This is a genomic window from Arcticibacter tournemirensis (assembly GCF_006716645.1).
GTDB classification, from domain to species: domain Bacteria; phylum Bacteroidota; class Bacteroidia; order Sphingobacteriales; family Sphingobacteriaceae; genus Arcticibacter; species Arcticibacter tournemirensis.
On the sequence record NZ_VFPL01000001.1, the window covers coordinates 2,625,842 to 2,643,180 of the forward strand.

Genomic DNA, 17,339 nt, shown 5'->3' on the forward strand with positions numbered 1-17,339 from the left:
AAATTCTAAATATATGGCAGATACTGCAAATACAAGTTTTTTTAACGACGTCTGTTCATTTTTTGACCATGCGGCGCAATTCACAAAACATCCTGCAGGGTTACTTGACCAGATTAAAGCCTGCAACAGTGTTTATCGTTTTCGTTTTCCTATCCGTAAAGCAGGTGGTGGGGTAGAAGTTATCGATGCCTGGCGGGTAGAACATTCGCACCATATGTCGCCTACAAAGGGTGGGATCAGGTACAGTGAGATGGTGAATGAGGACGAGGTGATGGCCCTGGCCGCCCTGATGACTTACAAGTGCGCTATTGTAAACGTTCCCTTTGGCGGTGCCAAGGGCGGGATTAAGATCAATACAAAAAATTACACCATCGCTGAGCTTGAGAATATAACCAGAAGATTTACTGTCGAGCTGGTGAAGAAGAATTTTATAGGCCCTGCGATTGATGTGCCGGCACCCGACTATGGTTCGGGCGAGCGCGAGATGAGCTGGATTGCCGATACGTATTATACGATGAACCCGGGCCAGCTTGATGCTATGGGATGTGTTACCGGTAAACCTATAGCCTTACACGGCATTCAGGGTCGCCGGGAAGCGACCGGAAGAGGGGTGGCCATCGCTATCCGTGAATGCGTGGATGTTGCTGAAGATATGAAAGAACTTGGACTGACGCCCGGGATCGCCGGAAAACGCGTCATCGTTCAGGGATTAGGTAATGTGGGTTACCATACTGCTAAGTTTCTTTCGGAGCTCGGCGCTGTACTTGTAGGGTTATGTGAGTATGAGGGCGCTATTTATAACAGCGATGGGCTTAACCTGGACGAGGTGGTTGCGCATCGCAAGGATACAGGTTCCATCCTTGGCTTTAAAGGTGCCATGAGTGAGTTTAAAAATTCATCGCTGGGTTTGGAGCAGGATTGTGATATACTGGTTCCGGCAGCGCTCGAAAATCAGATCACTTCTGCTAATATCGGACGCATAAAGGCCAAGGTGATTGCCGAAGCTGCGAACGGGCCAACATCTCCGGACGCGGCCGCAGCGTTTGTGGAAAAAGGAGGTATCATTATTCCCGACATGTATTGCAATGCTGGCGGGGTTACAGTCTCTTATTTTGAATGGCTGAAGAACTTATCGCATGTGGCGTTCGGACGCATGGATAAGCGTTATGAGGAGAATGCTAATCTCAACCTGGTTACTATGGTTGAAAAGATGACAGGTGTAAGCCTTGCTCCCGACCAGCGGAGTATGATCATTAAAGGTGCGTCAGAATTAGAACTGGTCAATTCGGGTCTGGAAGATACTATGGTACGCTCTTACCACGAAATCAGAAACATTAAGTTAAGTAATAATAAAATTAGCGACCTCCGTACCGCTGCCTTTGTAGGGGCCATTGAGAAGGTGGCGATTTCTTATATGAATATGGGCATCTGGCCTTAATATTCTCCATGGATTAAAGGACAGGCTGGTTCCTGTTCTTTAATCCTATCTTTCAATTGTAAAATTCCTGTTTCTATTGCCATCAATACTCTGAATTGGTATTGATAATTTAGTAGTAGTCGTTGAGGTTTTGTAGTTTTGCAAATTAAAATCCATAAGGATAAAAAGTCGAATGAAGAAAAGTTCTATTATAGGGATTATTATTATTGCGATTGCAATTGGGGTGATAATTAGTACTTATGCGGATTCAAGTACCTACGGCAACTTTACAGAGGCGCAGGTTTCTGAAGCAGAACTTCACGTAGTAGGGCAGCTTAACAAGCAGAAGAAAGTAATTTACGATCCTCAGCAGGACGCAAACTATTTTGCTTTTTATATGCATGATAAGCAGGGCAAGGAATGCAAAGTTGTTTTCAACGGATCCAAACCGCAGGATTTTGAGCGTTCTGAAGAGATTGTGCTCACGGGGAAGATGGTTGGAGGTGAGTTTCATGCTTCCAAGATCCTCATGAAGTGCCCGTCAAAATACACTAAAGATGAAGTTGAAGTACAGGAAGTACATACAACAGCTTCGGTTAACAGGTAAATTTCTTAAATGGAGATACAATTTGCAGGAGAACACCAGCTCCCCGGAAAACTCGGACAGTTCTTTATTATACTATCTTTTGGAACAGCGCTTTTATCAGCTATTTCTTATTATTTTGCTACGATAAAAGACACTCAGGATGATTCCTGGAAGCGTATTGGCAGGATTTCAGCATGGCTAAACAGTCTTGCGGTCGTAGGAATTGGTTCCTGCCTTTTCTACATCATCTATAACCACTTTTTCGAATATCATTACGCATGGGCACATTCGTCGCGTTCATTGCCGGTCTATTACATCATTTCCAGCTTCTGGGAAGGGCAGGAAGGTAGTTTCTGGCTCTGGATGTTCTGGCAGGGGGTGTTAGCAAATATCCTGATATGGAAAGCCAAAAGCTGGGAAAGCTCAGTGATGACGACCGTGATGTTTTCGCAGGTTTTTCTGGCCTCCATGCTTTTGGGTGTTGATATCCTGGGGACCCGAATAGGAAGCTCTCCATTTATCCTTCTCAGGAACGCGGTGGAAGGCCCGGTATTTTCGCGTCCGGATTATTTAAGCCTCATACAAGATGGCAATGGTCTGAATCCTTTGCTGCAGAACTACTGGATGGTTATCCACCCGCCTACGCTTTTCCTTGGCTTTGCGTCGATGATCGTCCCCTTTGCTTATGCTGTTGCAGGGCTGTGGGAGAAACGTTATAAAGAATGGCCGACTGCGGCGCTTCCCTGGTCTCTCTTCGCTGTTATGATTTTGGGGACAGGTATTATTATGGGTTCGTTCTGGGCTTATGAGGCTCTTAATTTCGGCGGCTTCTGGGCCTGGGATCCGGTGGAAAATGCTTCTATCATTCCGTGGTTAACACTTATTGCAGGAGTGCATGTGGTACTCGCTTACAAGCACTCGGGACATTCTTATTTTACGGCTACTTTCCTGGTTCTGATAAGTTTTGTACTTGTTTTATATGCCTCATTCTTAACGAGGAGCGGCGTTCTTGGTGAAACCTCAGTTCATTCATTTACCGATCTGGGAATGTTCTGGCATCTGGTGATTTACATAATAGCTTTCGCCGTTTTAGCGATAGGCATCCTGATCGTAAGGTGGAAAGAGCTGCCTATTACTCAGAAAGATGAAGAAACCTACTCACGTGAATTCTGGTTGTTTATTGGAGCGCTTATATTGACTGTTTCCTGCATCCAGGTGATTGCGACTACATCGATTCCCGTATTTAATGCTGCTTTTGGGACGAAGGTAGCGCCTCCTTTAGATGCGATTCAGCATTATAACAAGTGGCAAACACCTTTTGCTGTATTCGTAGCGCTTATCTCAGGCTTCACTCAGTTTTTGAAATACCGTAATACCGACTCGCGGAAGTTTTATGCTTCTATAGCAGCGATATTGGTTGCTTCGGTAGTTATTACAGCAGCTTTTGTTTACATCACCAGGGTGTATACGAACTTCATGTTTATCGCACTTACATTCGCGGCTATATTTTCGATTCTTTGCAATGCGAGGATACTGGCTGATGCAATGAAAGGGAAATGGAAGCTCGCCGGCTCTTCGGTGGCTCATATTGGTTTTGCACTGCTTCTTGTGGGGGCTCTTGTGGCTGCTGCCACCAATAAAGTGATCTCGGTGAACAGTTCCGGGGTTATACCGGTTGCAGGATTTGAAAAAGCCGACAAACCGGGTGATAATCTGATGCTCTATCAGAACCAGCCTGCCCGCATGGATGGTTTTATTATCACGTATTTAAGCGATACCACTATAGGTCCGAATACATTTTATAAAATCAACTACAAGTTGCTCGACGAGGCTTCAGGCAAGATTAAAGAAGAGTTTAATCTTTATCCAAATGCCCAGCAGAATCCTAAGATGGGACTCGTTGCCTCTCCCGATACCAAGCACTATCTTACATACGACATTTATACGCATATTAATGCTGCCCCACAGCTTGAGAAGCCTTCAGAAGCCGAAGGTCACGATCATGAGGGGCATTCGGATGATGAACACTACGAAAAGCCTTCGACTCACCAGGTCTCGCCGGGCGACACCGTACGTGTCAGAAACGGTTACATCCTTGTTAAAGGCATAAACAGAAGCGCTACTATCGCTAAAATACCGCTGGAAAAAGGGGATGCTGCAGTAGCCCTTCAGTTAGAGGCGGTGGTGAATGGCCGCACATATCCAGCTGAACCATTGTTTCTGATTAAAGGTGGCAACAAGTTTGATTTTGCAAAATCACTGGAAGAAGCGGGTCTTAAACTTCGTTTTCCAAACATTTATCCCGACAAGCAGAAATTTGAGTTAATGGTATACCAAAAACCGGAGCCGCCAAAAAAATGGGTAGTAATGAAGGCGATTAAATTTCCTTATATCAATTTATTCTGGGGAGGAACCATTATTATGGTGATAGGATTCCTGCTCTCTATTTTCAGAAGGAGTAAGGAAAGTAAGACTGTTTAATGATGAAGGTTATCCTGATAGGAAGCGGTAATGTTGCTACCCATCTCGGTGGGGCGTTAAAAGCGGCTGGTCATGATATCCTACAGGTTTGGAGCAGGAATGCGAATCATGCCTCGGCACTTGCCAGCCTTTTGTCTGCCGTTCCGATCGATAATTTAGATGATTTAAACGATAACGGGGATATTTATATATTATCCGTAGCCGACGATGCCATCGCTGATATGGCTTCGGATTTTCCTTTTAAAGATAAATTGCTGGTACACACTTCTGGCACAACAGAGCTTGATGCTATAAAAAGCGGATCATCCCTGACGGGAGTGTTTTATCCCTTGCAAACATTCTCGAAGCAAAAGCCTATAGACTTCAGGAATATTCCGATTGTGGTTGAAGGCAGCTCCGAATCGATATCATCATTGCTGCTCTCTTTAGCGTCGGATATTTCAGACAAAACAGAGGTTGTTAATTCAGAAAAAAGAAGGGTGCTGCATCTTGCCGCCGTCTTTGCCTGTAATTTTAGTAATCATCTCTATGCGATTGCCGGGGAGATCCTGGCTGAACAACAGCTGAACTTCGACCTAATCCGCCCGCTGATAGCCGAAACTGCGGCTAAAGCGCAGGTCTATGCTCCGTCGCAAGTACAAACCGGACCGGCCGCAAGAAAAGACTTTGGTACAATGGAAAGACATCTCTTGTATCTTGAAAACAAGCAGGAGTGGTACAAGATATACAAGGTGCTTAGTGAAAGCATTGTTAACAACACGCAATGATATTTTACAATATAATATGTTCCTCACAAAGATAAAAGACATAAAGGCGTTTATTCTGGATATAGACGGAGTACTTACCGATGGAACCGTACATGTGACCGAGACCGGTGAGCAACTACGACGTTTTCACGTGAGGGATGGATATGCTATGCAGAGAGCGGTGAAAAACGGCTACTTGATATGCGTTATTTCGGGTGGAAAATCGGCCAGTGTGGTTTTGCGGTTAAAGGGCCTTGGAGTTACCGAGGTTTACCTTGGTGTGGATAAGAAGCTGGATGTATATAATGAATTTATAAAACAACATTCCCTTTCGCCTGAGCAGGTGCTTTATATGGGAGACGATATTCCGGATATTCCTGTAATGAAAGTTGCCGGGCTTCCGGTATGTCCTGCGGATGCGGTAGAAGAGGTGAAGGCTGTGAGCTTGTATATCTCTGGTAAAGAGGGGGGCAGCGGCTGCGTGAGAGATGTTATTGAAAAAGTATTAAAGATACAGGGTAAATGGATTGATCTGAGTCCCACGGCTGCAGACGACTCTATTACCTCTGCCTGAAAAAGTATATGACGGAAAAAGATATCGCACCTATCATACTGGCTTCTAAATCGCCAAGAAGGCAGGAGCTTCTTACATTAATGAATATCCCTTTCAGGATTGCACTGAAAGATGTAGATGAGACTTATCCCGAGGAATTAAGTCCGGCACAAATAGCGGTTTATATAGCTGAAAAGAAGGCCAGAGCTTTTGACGAATCGCTTACAGGCGATGAGGTTGTTCTTACTGCAGACACTATTGTGTGCGTTGATAGTTTAATTCTCGGAAAACCTGAAGATGAAACACATGCATTTGAAATGCTGTCTCTTCTATCGGGAAGGAAGCATGAAGTGTACACCGGAGTAGCTCTGATGAATAAAAGCGGGCTTCATTCTTTTTATGAAGCTACTGACGTCTATTTTAGAAACTTAAGTCCTGAGCAGATAAAGTATTATATAGAGACCTATAAGCCGCTGGACAGGGCCGGTTCTTATGGTATTCAGGATTGGATAGGACTAATAGGAATCGAAAGAATCACAGGCTCCTATACGAACGTTGTTGGTTTACCTACCGAACGGCTTTACCGGGAACTTTTGTCTATGTGAGTCTCCATGCTTTATCTTTAACAACTAAGCTTCGATCTGGTCAAACAGGAGCCCTTCTCTTAACGAATAGGCAGACATGGCTATTTCGGGTATATGAAGCTCATCCACTATATAAGAAGTTAAGATGGCTGAGACAACTATCATATCTACACGTACCGGAATAATCGCTTCATTGGCTTCGCGTTCAGCGTGAGTTGATTTGAGTATATCGTTTATAACCGAATGGAACTGCCCGTTTTGAAAAAAGAAATTTGTTCCGTCGTACGATACCCTATGCTCATTAAATTTATCAATTGCCAGGGCAACAAAAGTTTCAAAAGCTCCGGCTGAACCGATTAGAAGCTGCGGTTTGAAAATATGGGCGTTAATCTTCAGGTCGTTAAGCTGCTCATCCAAATATTGATGAATGGCAAGAATGTCTGACTCTGAAATGGGGTCAGAGTGATGAAAAAGATCCATCAGCTTGGCGGCGCCGATAGGATAGCTTTTTTTATGAACGACTTCGTGCTTGTCACAAAAGATAAATTCGACGCTTCCTCCGCCAATGTCAGTAATCAATCCGGACTCCGAAAGGTCAATAGCCCTCCTTACTCCTTTATAGATTAATTCGGCTTCGCGTCCGCCATCAATTATCTCAATTGCTATCCCTGTCTCTTTTTTTACCTGTTCGATAAAGTCTGCGGCGTTAGAAGCGTTTCGCAGGGCCGCAGTTCCCACTGCGTGAACTTCGTCGGGATTATATTCGTTTATTATCGACTGAAAGGAGCGTAAGGCTTCAATCCCCCGTTTAAACGCCGCCTCTGTAATGAACCCATTGGTAATGCCGCCCTCACCCAGCTTAGCATCACGTTTCTCTACAATCAGTTGCTGATCGATCCGGCTGTTGACGGTATCAGCTATCAGCAGATGGAAAGTGTTGGTTCCGAGGTCGAGTACTGCAATACGCCTTTTCATAGTATAAATTGTTTAAGAGGTTAACTTCAATAGTTCATCAAGGATCTTTTCTTTAAAGTGAATACGGTCTTCTATTATTCCTGATGCACTGTAATATAACATCGCATTGAAACCTCTGGTATCGCCGCTATCACGAATATCCGTTCTTACGATTATTACAGGGATATTTTTAGCAAAGGCATAACCGCATTCCCAGCAGGTTCCGCTGTCGGCATCAGCGCCATCAAGAATCGCAACGACAGCAGAAGCCGATTCAACGCCATTTTTGCAAAGGGTAAAGATTTCTTCAGTAGTTTTATTCAGACATGCTGCCTGGGGCAGGAAAACATTGCATCCCTTTTCAGTAAGCCATTCAGATAGTTCCAGATTGAACTTCATTTCTGCTGCTGAGAATAAAGGGCCCGCAAGATAAATTGATATCATTCAGTACAAGTTAATAATAGTGACAAAAATAAGAATCAGACAATAAAAAAAGCCACCATTGGTGGCTTAAAGTAGCTATTATAGTTAATAATCTAAAATTTTAATTTACAGGGAAGCTATTCAAAATACTCTTTCATACGCTCGAAGAAACTTTTTTCATGTTTTCCGGGCTGCGGCTTGAAATTTGGCGAATTGTTAAGCTTTTCGAGTAAATCACGTTCTTCTCTTGAAAGAGCTTTAGGCGTCCAGATATTTACGTATATAAGCTGGTCACCGCGATGGTATGAATTCACTTCAGGAACCCCTTTGCCCTTCAGCCGAAGGATTTTGCCTCCCTGAGTGCCTGGTTCAATTTTGATCTTGGCTTTACCGTCAATAGTAGGCACTTCAACACTTGCCCCGAGAACAGCATCCAAAAAGCTGATATGAAGATCATATACAACGTTATTGCCTTCGCGTTGCAGTGTCTCATGCGGGATCTCTTCAACAAGAATGATCAGGTCACCCGGTATACCACCGTTAGGAGCCGCGTTGCCTTTTCCGCTCATTGAGAGCTGCATGCCTTCGCTAACACCTGCAGGGATATTGATACTAATAGTTTCTTCGCCACGCACTACACCGTCTCCGTGACATGCATGACACTTAGAAGTTATCTGGGTACCTGTTCCGTTACAGGTAGGGCAGGTGCTCGTAGTCTGCATTTGGCCGAGGATAGTATTTGTCACTCTTCTTACAGAGCCACTTCCGCCACAGGTATTACAGGTATGGAAAGACGAGCGGTCTTTAGCTCCGGTGCCATCGCAGGTGTGGCACACCACAAGCTTATTTACTTTTATCTTTTTCTCTGTGCCTTTTGCTATCTCCTCAAGGTTCAGTTTTACTTTTATTCTAAGATTACTGCCCCGGGCCATCCGACGGGAGCCACCGCCTGAAGAACTGCCGCCGAAAAAGCTTTCAAACGGACTGCCGCCTCCGAATATATCGCCAAACTGACTGAAGATGTCCTCCATGTTCATATGACCACCGCCATAGCTGCCGGCGCCTGATGTTCCTGCGTGGCCAAACTGATCGTAACGCTGCTTTTTCTCAGGATTGCTGAGAACTTCGTATGCCTCGGCTGCTTCTTTGAATTTTTCTTCAGCCTCTTTGTCTCCCGGGTTTTTATCGGGATGGTATTTTATCGCCAGCTTACGGTATGCTTTCTTGATTTCATCCGCAGTTGAACTTTTAGAAACACCTAAAATATCGTAAAAATCTCTCTTTGCCATTTTAATTTCCTACCACAACTTTTGCGAAACGGATCACCTTATCATTAAGGAAGTATCCCTTTTCTACTTCATCTATTACTTTCCCTTTCATCTCGTCTGAAGGAGCAGGAATGTTTGTAATGGCTTCGTGAAGGTCTGCATCAAACGCTGATCCTATTGATTCCATTTCTTTTAATCCTTTTTGAACCAGGATGTTTTTGAGTTTGCTGTGTACCAGGTTAATACCCTCTTTTACAGCAGCCACATCAGAGGCACTTTCCATCGATTTTAGGGCACGTTCGAAGTCGTCGAGCACAGGAAGAAGACTTTGTAAAACGTCTTTGCCTGCAGTTTGAAGCAGGTCTATCCGTTCTTTTGTAGTACGTCTTTTAAAATTATCGAACTCGGCATATAAGCGAAGGTATTTGTCGTTTGCCTCTGACAAATCAGCACGTAGTTTTTCTTCTTCAGAGGGTTTTGCTGCTGCAGGTTCTCCGGTATTTTCATCCGGGTTTTGGTTATCAGATACAGGGTTTTCAGTCCCGTTATCTTGTTTCAGCTCCTGCTCAGCCTCGTTTTGAGCTGTATTTCCTGGTGAAGGTTCTTCTTCTCTATTTTTCTTCTTGTTTTTCAACATATCTGAAAAGTTCATAATAAATGGATGTGGCAAATCTTTTGCCATTAGTTAAAAACAGTCAAGGTGTCATGGATATTGCGTTTCTGCTTGTCAGCATTTCATGCCTTCAGCAAGCGCTATACCATCGTAACATCCTCAATTACCCTTCCGTTTTCGCATTTGATAATACGGGAAGGGAAGGTGCGAATAAGATGATAATTGTGGGTGGCCATCAGAACTGCTGTTCCTGAACGGCTGATCTCTTTAAGGAGCAGCATTACCTCTTCGGAAGTTTCAGGGTCGAGATGACCTGTTGGCTCATCTGCCAGGATGATTTCGGGATCGTTCAGCAAAGCCCTTGCAACAACAACGCGCTGCTGTTCTCCGCCCGACAATTCATGAGGCATTTTCTTTACTTTAGAGCGGAGGCCGACTTTTTCCAGAACATCACGGATGCGTTCGTTAATGAGTTTGTTGTCTTTCCAACCTGTCGCTTTCATTACAAACTGCAGGTTGTCTTCCACTGTTCTGTCTGTAAGAAGCTGAAAATCCTGGAAAACAATTCCAAGTTTCCTTCGCAGATAAGGAATATCTTTTTCTGAGAGCTTTTTCAGGTCAAAGCCTCCTGCATGTCCTTCTCCCGATCCCACGCCGATCTCACCGTATATTACTTTCATTAAACTGCTTTTCCCCGAGCCGGTTTGGCCGATGAGGAAAACAAATTCCCCTTTATCAATATGAAGGTTGACATCAGAAAGAACTAGATGGTTCTGCTGATAAATGTCAACGTTGTGAAGTCGTATAATGGTATTCCCAATCATATTAAAGTTCTAATTTCATTATTTTCCCAAACGGAAGTTCATTGATCAGGTTCATAATGTCGTCGATCCTGTCTCCCAAACCTATTTTTGTTAAAGTTTTATCGGGCCTGTCAACCCGGAAGTAAGCCAGTAAAGTAAATTCCTCGTCACGCAGTTGCACGTAATCGGGAATTTTGGCTACGCCTTTTACTTTAATGATGTACATGGTCCAAAGTTAAGCTTTTCCCTCAAATTGAGCCTCCCTGATTAGAATTATAAAGTTAGAAGAAACTGAATAGTATTTATGTTGTCAGCGTAATCCCAGAGTCGTGGTTTCTGACTGCAACCGAAGCCTACCTGCTGGACGGGGAGTTTCAAATCTACATTACCTGTGATGCATTGAATTTCATCGGTCTTAGTCTCAATTGTTTTTTCCAGACTTGCCAGGTCCTGATATTCGTCATAATACAATGTGGCGAGAGGCGAACTTAGAGAGTCTGGCGCTTTCTTAAGAAGCAGAAATCCATTGTCGAGATGATGCTCCAGATTCACCAGAAAGATCGATTTGTTATAATCGTAGTTATTATTGTACTTGTGGTGGTTGATTACCTCTTTGAAGCTTTCAATCGCTTCGAAGAAAAATGTAAAGTCGTAGCCTTGGGGGACATACAATTTAGAAACGTTCCGGCAGCCCAGACCGTAATAGTCGAATATGTCATTTCCTAAACAGCGAAGCTCTTCCCCGCTTTCGTCGCCGGTTAGTATAGCAACACTGTTTCGGTTCTTACGTATGATATGGGGTACATTCTTAAAATAGTATTCAAAATAACGAGAGGTGTTGTTACTCCCTGTTGCGATTACTGCGTCGAAATTTTCAAGTCTTTCAGTATATCTGATCTGCCTGCCGAAGGAGGGCTCTATTTCCACAAGTTTACTTAGAATGTGAGGAGTTAGATGCTTGTCCTGCGATGAGAGTTTTATGAGTGCTGTATGGCCAGCCGCCAGCACACACAGAATATCGTGAAAGCCAACCAGAGGAATATTCCCCGCGAGCACCAGTCCAACTGTTTTTTGTTCGGAACGGACTGCTTTGTCATCACGTTTTCGGAATTCTGCTTCTTCATTTTTAAACCAGGTATCTATATCCGTTTCGTTAAGCATCGAACCAATAGCTGTCACTGCTTTTTTAGTCTGTTCTGGCGTAAACCAGGCATTGTAGTGTTTAGCAGCATTTACAAGATGCTCCAAATCATTATCATAGGAAAGTAAATACTGTCCTAACCGTGTAAAAGCTGTTCTTATTTGAGGAGTGAATATGGTTGTCATAAAGTTAAAATCAAGAGATTGTATTATATTTGCAATGTTTTTGCTGATATGAGGCAAAATTAAGTTAAGGAAAAGACTTTTTAGACATGGCGATTAAAATAACGGATGAATGTATAAATTGCGGAGCATGCGAACCTGAATGCCCCAATAATGCGATATATGATGCTGGTGCTGCGTGGCGTTTTTCTGATGGAACATCTCTTCGTGGTGTTATTGATTTTGGAGACGGTACCACGCTGGATGCAGAGGAATCTCAAACTCCTATTTCTGATGAATTTTACTATATAGTGTCAGACAAATGTACTGAATGCAAAGGATTTCACGATGAGCCTCAGTGCGCTGCTGTGTGCCCCGTAGATTGCTGTATTGATGATGAGGATGTGCGTGAAACAGAAGAAGAGCTGCTTGCGAAGAAAGCATGGCTTCACATGGAAGACTAAGGTAGTATACAAATACATAAAAAAAGCGGAACCTGCATTCCGCTTTTTTTATGCTTTTTATTCCTCTTCGTCCTTATTATTCGGAATTATCAGAACGGGGCATTTCGCCTTTCTGGCTACTTTTTCAGCCACGCTTCCCGAGATAAAATGATCAAAGCCTGTACGCCCATGCGTGCCGACGATTACAAGATCAGCTTCCCATTCATCAGCAGTAAGCAGAATCTCCTCTTTTGGATTACCTAATTTATGAAAGGTATACGTAGTAATACCATTTCCAAAAGTATCCGCAATCCGGTCAAGGAGTTTTTTCCCCGACTCATCCTGAGCCTGGATCACGTCAGGCATAACTACAGGAGCCTCGTTAAGCATGGGATCTGTAATATAGGGAGTGGAAACCGGGATATCATTTACATGCAATAAGGCAACCACAGCATCCAGCTTTCTGGCAAGGTCATAACCATAACTGGCCACCTGGTTAGAATAGCGGCTGTCTTCTACAGCTATCAATATCTTATGCAGTTTATTTAGGCTTTTCATATCTATATTTTTTATATAGTTAAAACACTTAATACTATGGTTAAGTTTTAATTACGAATTTTTTGATATTTGTATTAAATATTATGACAGATTCCCAGTTTGGCGTATGCCATTTATCTCTCGTTCCGGTAAGGGCAGAGTCTTCAGATAAAAGTGAAATAACTTCCTATGTATTGTTCGGCGATTGCTTTGAAGTTCTGGAACGCGCAGGTAACTGGGCCCTGATTCTTACAGCTTTTGACAAGTACGCTGGTTGGATTGATATTAAGCAATACATTAGCATATCAGCGGAACAATATGAAACGTATTCAGAGCGGTCACGTATTCTGGGTTGTGCCGTTTATCAGCCGCTTATGAAAGTTGCAACAAGCGAGTTGCTGTATCTTTTGGCAGGCAGTAGTATTCCCCCGCTTAATGAAAATAGCTTTTATCTGAATACCGAGGAATATCGGTTTGTTACTTTACCTCTCTTCGCTGTAAAAGACCATTTTGCAGAGCATGTTGCTTCATATGCAAGGTTTTTTCTTCAGGCACCCTATTTATGGGGGGGCAAGTCTCTTTTCGGTATCGATTGTTCCGGTTTCACCCAAATGGTATTTAAAATGTTAGGTATTACACTCAAACGGGATGCCTGGCAACAGGCAGAACAAGGTAAGGCTGTGAATTTTCTTCAGGAATCGAAAGCAGGCGACCTCGCTTTTTTTGATAATGATGAGGGCCGGATTATACATGTTGGCATCATGCTCGGTGAGAACGAGATCATTCACGCATCAGGCCATGTTAAAATAGATTCAATAGACGATCAAGGTATTTATAGCTCGGATCTTCAGCGACACACTCATAAGTTGCGCATAATTAAAAGATTTATTTAATCTCCCACCTCATAATCATCCGATCGTCGCTAACCGAAATAAGTGAACCATCTTTTGTATTCCAGTTTAACTTATTGACCGAATGGGAATGCGCTTCTATCCCTTTTTCCCTGCTTATGATTTTAAGTAGCCGGAAGCTGTCAGCACTCCATATTTTGATGCTTTTATCCTGACTGGCGGTTGCGAAATAAGTTCCGCTTGGATTAAACTTAATGTCATAGATGGCGAACATATGAGCTGTAATACTGTCCTTAAGTTCAAAATCTTTTACGCCCCATACATTCAGTTTAGCATCGCGCCCTCCTGACAGGAGGAGTTCACCATCAGGAGAAAATGCAAGACTTGTTACCGGCATAGTATGAAGGTGCAGCTCCTTTAACAGGGAATAGTCCGTAACATTAAATATTCTGATGGTGTTATCTTTGCAGCCGAAAGCGACCATACTCTCGTCGGGACTTATGGCCATACAACGTATTGTGTCGTCGGAGATCTTAAACCGATAAATCAGTTCGGTAGTATTAAGGTTAATAACAGAAACGGTTCCGTCTTCTGATGCAGCCAATAATTCGTTTTTTCGGTGTACAAAAGACAAGGCAAACACCGGAAGCCGATGGTTATTGAGCACCGCAATAACTTTGTTTTCTTCGAAGCTGTAAAGGCTAACTTGTCCGCTTCGTTCTCCAGCAGCAAGCCATAAATGATCAGGAGATATCAGCAAGGAGTAAACGGATGTCTTTACAGGCATCAGCACTTTGACATGTCCGGGATCATCGAAACTCCATTGTACAACTCCTTTGTCGTTTCCGGCGGTGTAGAAATAGCCGGTCTCCGGAGAAGATTCTATAGTATATATGGGATTCTGATGCCCTGAAAGCGCCGCAATACGTTTTATTTCCATAGTATTCCCGCTACTTATGCCTGTTTTCCAGATTTTCAGCGATAGTCTTCAGGCTAATATTCTTTTCTCTCAAAAGTACCAACAGGTGGAAAAACAGGTCGGATGATTCGTTAATCAAATCCTCTTCCGTTTGATTCAGCGCCGCCACCACGGTTTCCACACCTTCTTCGCCCACCTTTTGTGCTATCCTGTTAATGCCTTTTTTATGCAGACTATTAACATATGAGCCTTCCAGAGGGTTTTCATACCGGTCGGCAATAATCTGCTCCAGTTTAAACAGAAAGTTCTGATTCAGATCAGTAGAGAAGCAGCTTCTGGATCCGGTATGACAAGTTGGGCCGACAGGATTTACTTTGACAAGCAGTGTATCATTGTCGCAGTCTATATGAATACTCTTTACATTAAGATAGTTGCCGCTTTCCTCACCTTTTGTCCATAACCGGTTCTTCGTGCGCGAGAAGAACGTTACCTTGCCTTCCTGGCTGGTTTTCTGAAAAGCTTCATCATTCATGTACCCAAGCATAAGCACTTCGAGAGTCTGTTCATCCTGAATAACCACCGGAACCAGTCCATCTCCTTTATTAAAGTCTATTTCCATTCTTTTTTTATAATTTTATAGAGAACGCAGGGTTCGTTGTCTAAATCGATGTCCCTCACGTATTTTAACCCTATTTTTTTCAGTACATTAATTGATGCCGTGTTTTCCTTTGCCGCATGTCCAATAATCTCTTCCAAATGAAGAACACTAAATCCGAACGCCAAACTAGCACGTGCCGATTCAGTAGCATACCCCTGTCCCCAATAACATTTTTTCAGCCTATAGCCAACGTCGGTTTCGTTGGTATCGGGATGATATTTCAAGCCGCACCATCCAATATAGTCGCCGGTTGACTTAAGGAACATGTTTAGCCTTCCCATGTTGTACCGGTCATATTGATCATAATTTAAAATAAGCTTTTCTGCTTCTGTTATATCAGCGAAGGCTCTGTCTCCTGTAAAGCGAATAACATCGGGGTCTCTATTAAGAGCGACCATCTCTGCGGCATCCGACAATTGCATCGGCCTCATTATCAGTCGTGAGGTTTCCAGATTTAATAGCATCCTTAAATCCTTGCTTCAATGTTTTGTTGCTTCAGCTTGGCCTTTAGGTTCGGAATCAGGATCTCTCCATAATGAAATACCGAAGCCGCCAGCGCCGCATCTACGTTTGTTTGCTGAAATACGTCAATAAAATGCTGAACGTTTCCAGCACCTCCGGATGCAATCAACGGAATGGACAGCGAGTAGTTGATCTTTTTAAGCAAAATATTGTCAAAGCCGCCTTTAGTTCCATCGTGATCCATGGATGTAAGAAGGATCTCTCCGGCGCCGCGATCTTCTACTTCTTTTATCCATTGTTCGGTTTCGATACCTGTGGGTATTCTGCCGCCATTAAGATGTACAAGATTTTTTCCATTTACCGATTTTGTATCTACCGCAACAACAACGAACTGCTTTCCAAATGCGGCAGCAAGTTCGTTCACTAACCCCGGGTTTCGAACAGCTGCTGAGTTAATAGAGATCTTATCAGCGCCCGAATTGAGGAGTATATCGGCGTCTGTTATTTCATTGATGCCTCCTCCGATAGTAAATGGAATATTAATCTGACGCGCAACCGCTTTTACCAGCTCCGCCATTGTTTTGCGCCGTTCGTGCGTAGCTGTAATATCGAGAAAGACGAGTTCGTCGGCCCCCTGTTGCGAATATTGCCAGGCAAGTTCCACCGGATCTCCGGCGTCCCTTAAATCAACAAAGTTGACTCCTTTAACGGTGCGGCCATCTTTAACGTCCAGACATGGAATAATCCTTTTTGCAAGTCCGCCACCACCAGTGGGTAGGCTCTCAACAAGATCGACTTGCGAAGCCTCCAGTTTGTCGCTGTTTAAAGTTCGCGGACTCGCGGTCATATGTTTAGTATTAATTTCTTTCATAATTGACCGCTTATTGAAGCTCATCAATTTACTTTAGCAAAAGAATTTACTTTATTACGTGTTAAGTTACCGTTTTAAAATTCACGGTTTATACTTATAACTTACAACTCGTCTAAAACGAGATCAGCGATTTGAGGTTCCAGTCCTGAATTTCCTCTATCGTGATATGACCTTCATAGATGGCTTTCCCTACAACACACGCTTCAACTTTAATTTCCTGTAACGCCTTTATATCATCCATTGAGCTAATCCCTCCTGAAGCTATCAACTTAATAAAGGGAGAATGTTCCATTAACTTTTTATATAAGTCTAGACCCGCGCCGGCAAGTTTTCCATCTTTATTAATGTCGGTGCAAAGAAATCTGAAGAAGCCGAGGTTCAGGCAGGAATCCACGTAGTCCATTAGTCTTATTGGGGAGCTTTCCATCCAGCCCGAATATTTAATGACTTCATCTAAAACGTCGATAGCTACTACAACCTGGTCCGAGCACTGTTCTTTGCCGCACACCGCCTTGCTTAGTTGCGTGAGAAAATCCGGGTTGGTAATTGCCTGAGTTCCTACGATTACCCGGTGTATGCCTGCGGCAATCAATTCTTTAACCATTTCTATACTACGAACACCGCCGCCATACTGAACTTTCATGTCGGTTTTGTGAATAATATCAAAAAGGTATTCCTGATTACTAAAGTCGCCTTTCGCGCCGTTTAAATCGATTATATGGACAAATTCGGTACCATTTGACTGGTACTTCTCTATCATTTCTTCCAATGTTACATCGTAAAATGTAGCCTGCTCGTAGTTTCCTTCACGTAAACGGACAACTTTTTTGTCCAGAATATCAATTGCCGGGATGATGTACATATGTTT

Annotated in this window: 21 protein-coding genes; 8 read left to right on the forward strand and 13 right to left on the reverse strand. The window is 43.3% G+C overall.

The genetic code is table 11. From position 1 onward, the window contains the following. Positions 1-13: 13 nt before the first annotated feature. From BDE36_RS10955 to BDE36_RS10980, 6 genes are all read left to right on the forward strand, one after another. Positions 14-1,438: a Glu/Leu/Phe/Val family dehydrogenase gene (locus tag BDE36_RS10955; RefSeq protein WP_128768721.1), complete on the forward strand. Its 1,425-nt coding sequence runs from the start codon at positions 14-16 to the stop codon at positions 1,436-1,438. Positions 1,439-1,610: 172 nt separating this feature from the next. Beyond that, on the forward strand, positions 1,611-2,024 hold the full coding sequence (locus tag BDE36_RS10960; RefSeq protein ID WP_128768722.1) for a cytochrome c maturation protein CcmE domain-containing protein: 414 nt from the start codon (positions 1,611-1,613) through the stop codon (positions 2,022-2,024). A 9-nt stretch (positions 2,025-2,033) separates the two neighbouring features. Then, positions 2,034-4,484: a heme lyase CcmF/NrfE family subunit gene (locus BDE36_RS10965; protein WP_141814881.1), complete on the forward strand. Its 2,451-nt coding sequence runs from the start codon at positions 2,034-2,036 to the stop codon at positions 4,482-4,484. After that, on the forward strand, positions 4,484-5,251 hold the full coding sequence (locus tag BDE36_RS10970; RefSeq protein WP_235904244.1) for a Rossmann-like and DUF2520 domain-containing protein: 768 nt from the start codon (positions 4,484-4,486) through the stop codon (positions 5,249-5,251). Before BDE36_RS10965 ends, BDE36_RS10970 begins: the two co-directional genes overlap by 1 nt. Continuing rightward, positions 5,223-5,804 carry a KdsC family phosphatase gene (locus BDE36_RS10975; RefSeq protein WP_338080163.1) on the forward strand — a complete coding sequence of 194 codons (582 nt, stop codon included), beginning with the start codon at positions 5,223-5,225 and terminating at the stop codon, positions 5,802-5,804. The genes BDE36_RS10970 and BDE36_RS10975 overlap by 29 nt, the downstream gene beginning before the upstream one ends. A gap of 8 nt (positions 5,805-5,812) precedes the next feature. Then, positions 5,813-6,388, forward strand: a complete 576-nt coding sequence (locus BDE36_RS10980; protein ID WP_141814882.1) for a Maf family nucleotide pyrophosphatase — start codon at positions 5,813-5,815, stop codon at positions 6,386-6,388. Between the two features lie 24 nt (positions 6,389-6,412). Here the strand turns inward: BDE36_RS10980 and BDE36_RS10985 are convergent, their stop codons facing one another. From BDE36_RS10985 to BDE36_RS11015, 7 genes are all read right to left on the reverse strand, one after another. Next, positions 6,413-7,342 (reverse strand): Ppx/GppA phosphatase family protein, encoded by a 930-nt coding sequence (locus BDE36_RS10985; protein ID WP_141814883.1) that lies wholly within the window; start codon positions 7,340-7,342, stop codon positions 6,413-6,415. Positions 7,343-7,354: 12 nt separating this feature from the next. Further along, positions 7,355-7,765, reverse strand: a complete 411-nt coding sequence (locus BDE36_RS10990) for a nucleoside 2-deoxyribosyltransferase (RefSeq protein ID WP_141814884.1) — start codon at positions 7,763-7,765, stop codon at positions 7,355-7,357. A 116-nt stretch (positions 7,766-7,881) separates the two neighbouring features. Continuing rightward, complete coding sequence (gene dnaJ / locus BDE36_RS10995) at positions 7,882-9,033, reverse strand: molecular chaperone DnaJ (protein ID WP_141814885.1); 1,152 nt, start codon at positions 9,031-9,033, stop codon at positions 7,882-7,884. Position 9,034: 1 nt separating this feature from the next. Next, the gene (locus BDE36_RS11000) at positions 9,035-9,694 is read right to left on the reverse strand and encodes a nucleotide exchange factor GrpE (RefSeq protein WP_420836612.1); all 660 of its coding nucleotides are present in this window, start codon (positions 9,692-9,694) and stop codon (positions 9,035-9,037) included. 71 nt (positions 9,695-9,765) lie between these two features. Next, positions 9,766-10,449, reverse strand: a complete 684-nt coding sequence (locus tag BDE36_RS11005; RefSeq protein ID WP_128768729.1) for a cell division ATP-binding protein FtsE — start codon at positions 10,447-10,449, stop codon at positions 9,766-9,768. A 1-nt stretch (position 10,450) separates the two neighbouring features. Continuing rightward, positions 10,451-10,654, reverse strand: a complete 204-nt coding sequence (locus BDE36_RS11010; RefSeq protein ID WP_128768730.1) for a fructose-6-phosphate aldolase — start codon at positions 10,652-10,654, stop codon at positions 10,451-10,453. A gap of 47 nt (positions 10,655-10,701) precedes the next feature. After that, positions 10,702-11,754, reverse strand: coding sequence for an acyl-CoA reductase (locus tag BDE36_RS11015; RefSeq protein WP_141814886.1), 1,053 nt, complete (start codon positions 11,752-11,754; stop codon positions 10,702-10,704). Between the two features lie 86 nt (positions 11,755-11,840). Here BDE36_RS11015 and BDE36_RS11020 point away from each other — a divergent pair, with 86 nt between their 5' ends. Further along, a complete protein-coding gene (locus BDE36_RS11020) occupies positions 11,841-12,194 on the forward strand; it encodes a 4Fe-4S binding protein (protein WP_128768732.1) in 354 nt (117 codons plus the stop codon). Positions 12,195-12,251: 57 nt separating this feature from the next. Here the strand turns inward: BDE36_RS11020 and BDE36_RS11025 are convergent, their stop codons facing one another. Continuing rightward, complete coding sequence (locus BDE36_RS11025; protein WP_128768733.1) at positions 12,252-12,731, reverse strand: universal stress protein; 480 nt, start codon at positions 12,729-12,731, stop codon at positions 12,252-12,254. Positions 12,732-12,814: 83 nt separating this feature from the next. Between BDE36_RS11025 and BDE36_RS11030 the strand changes: the two genes are divergently transcribed. After that, positions 12,815-13,603: a C40 family peptidase gene (locus BDE36_RS11030; RefSeq protein ID WP_128768734.1), complete on the forward strand. Its 789-nt coding sequence runs from the start codon at positions 12,815-12,817 to the stop codon at positions 13,601-13,603. Here the strand turns inward: BDE36_RS11030 and BDE36_RS11035 are convergent. The 5 genes from BDE36_RS11035 to BDE36_RS11055 all read right to left on the reverse strand — a co-directional run bounded on the left by BDE36_RS11035 (position 13,596) and on the right by BDE36_RS11055 (position 17,333). Continuing rightward, positions 13,596-14,501 (reverse strand): WD40 repeat domain-containing protein, encoded by a 906-nt coding sequence (locus tag BDE36_RS11035; protein WP_141814887.1) that lies wholly within the window; start codon positions 14,499-14,501, stop codon positions 13,596-13,598. The two genes, BDE36_RS11030 and BDE36_RS11035, sit on opposite strands and share 8 nt — an antisense overlap. A 10-nt stretch (positions 14,502-14,511) precedes the next feature. Next, complete coding sequence (gene hisIE / locus BDE36_RS11040; RefSeq protein WP_141814888.1) at positions 14,512-15,099, reverse strand: bifunctional phosphoribosyl-AMP cyclohydrolase/phosphoribosyl-ATP diphosphatase HisIE; 588 nt, start codon at positions 15,097-15,099, stop codon at positions 14,512-14,514. Then, entirely contained in the window at positions 15,090-15,602 is a 513-nt protein-coding gene (locus tag BDE36_RS11045; RefSeq protein ID WP_141814889.1) for a GNAT family N-acetyltransferase, read from the reverse strand. The genes hisIE and BDE36_RS11045 overlap by 10 nt, the downstream gene beginning before the upstream one ends. Positions 15,603-15,604: 2 nt before the next feature. Continuing rightward, positions 15,605-16,471: an imidazole glycerol phosphate synthase subunit HisF gene (gene hisF, locus BDE36_RS11050; protein WP_235904243.1), complete on the reverse strand. Its 867-nt coding sequence runs from the start codon at positions 16,469-16,471 to the stop codon at positions 15,605-15,607. Between the two features lie 112 nt (positions 16,472-16,583). Further along, positions 16,584-17,333 carry a 1-(5-phosphoribosyl)-5-[(5-phosphoribosylamino)methylideneamino]imidazole-4-carboxamide isomerase gene (locus BDE36_RS11055; RefSeq protein WP_141814890.1) on the reverse strand — a complete coding sequence of 250 codons (750 nt, stop codon included), beginning with the start codon at positions 17,331-17,333 and terminating at the stop codon, positions 16,584-16,586. Positions 17,334-17,339: the final 6 nt, after the last annotated feature.

Bases quoted from the DNA above. Each gene is read 5' to 3' on its own strand.
- BDE36_RS11020 (WP_128768732.1), top strand. From the start codon at position 11,841: ATGGCGATTAAAATAACGGATGAATGTATAAATTGCGGAGCATGCGAA.
- BDE36_RS11030 (WP_128768734.1), top strand. From the start codon at position 12,815: ATGACAGATTCCCAGTTTGGCGTATGCCATTTATCTCTCGTTCCGGTA.
- BDE36_RS10965 (WP_141814881.1), top strand. From the start codon at position 2,034: ATGGAGATACAATTTGCAGGAGAACACCAGCTCCCCGGAAAACTCGGA.
- BDE36_RS11025 (WP_128768733.1), bottom strand. From the start codon at position 12,731: ATGAAAAGCCTAAATAAACTGCATAAGATATTGATAGCTGTAGAAGAC.
- BDE36_RS11055 (WP_141814890.1), bottom strand. From the start codon at position 17,333: ATGTACATCATCCCGGCAATTGATATTCTGGACAAAAAAGTTGTCCGT.
- BDE36_RS11005 (WP_128768729.1), bottom strand. From the start codon at position 10,449: ATGATTGGGAATACCATTATACGACTTCACAACGTTGACATTTATCAG.
- BDE36_RS10970 (WP_235904244.1), top strand. From the start codon at position 4,484: ATGATGAAGGTTATCCTGATAGGAAGCGGTAATGTTGCTACCCATCTC.
- BDE36_RS10955 (WP_128768721.1), top strand. From the start codon at position 14: ATGGCAGATACTGCAAATACAAGTTTTTTTAACGACGTCTGTTCATTT.
- dnaJ (WP_141814885.1), bottom strand. From the start codon at position 9,033: ATGGCAAAGAGAGATTTTTACGATATTTTAGGTGTTTCTAAAAGTTCA.
- hisIE (WP_141814888.1), bottom strand. From the start codon at position 15,099: ATGGAAATAGACTTTAATAAAGGAGATGGACTGGTTCCGGTGGTTATT.
- BDE36_RS11035 (WP_141814887.1), bottom strand. From the start codon at position 14,501: ATGGAAATAAAACGTATTGCGGCGCTTTCAGGGCATCAGAATCCCATA.
- BDE36_RS11015 (WP_141814886.1), bottom strand. From the start codon at position 11,754: ATGACAACCATATTCACTCCTCAAATAAGAACAGCTTTTACACGGTTA.
- hisF (WP_235904243.1), bottom strand. From the start codon at position 16,471: ATGAAAGAAATTAATACTAAACATATGACCGCGAGTCCGCGAACTTTA.
- BDE36_RS11045 (WP_141814889.1), bottom strand. From the start codon at position 15,602: ATGCTATTAAATCTGGAAACCTCACGACTGATAATGAGGCCGATGCAA.
- BDE36_RS11010 (WP_128768730.1), bottom strand. From the start codon at position 10,654: ATGTACATCATTAAAGTAAAAGGCGTAGCCAAAATTCCCGATTACGTG.
- BDE36_RS10960 (WP_128768722.1), top strand. From the start codon at position 1,611: ATGAAGAAAAGTTCTATTATAGGGATTATTATTATTGCGATTGCAATT.
- BDE36_RS11000 (WP_420836612.1), bottom strand. From the start codon at position 9,694: ATGGCAAAAGATTTGCCACATCCATTTATTATGAACTTTTCAGATATG.
- BDE36_RS10985 (WP_141814883.1), bottom strand. From the start codon at position 7,342: ATGAAAAGGCGTATTGCAGTACTCGACCTCGGAACCAACACTTTCCAT.
- BDE36_RS10980 (WP_141814882.1), top strand. From the start codon at position 5,813: ATGACGGAAAAAGATATCGCACCTATCATACTGGCTTCTAAATCGCCA.
- BDE36_RS10990 (WP_141814884.1), bottom strand. From the start codon at position 7,765: ATGATATCAATTTATCTTGCGGGCCCTTTATTCTCAGCAGCAGAAATG.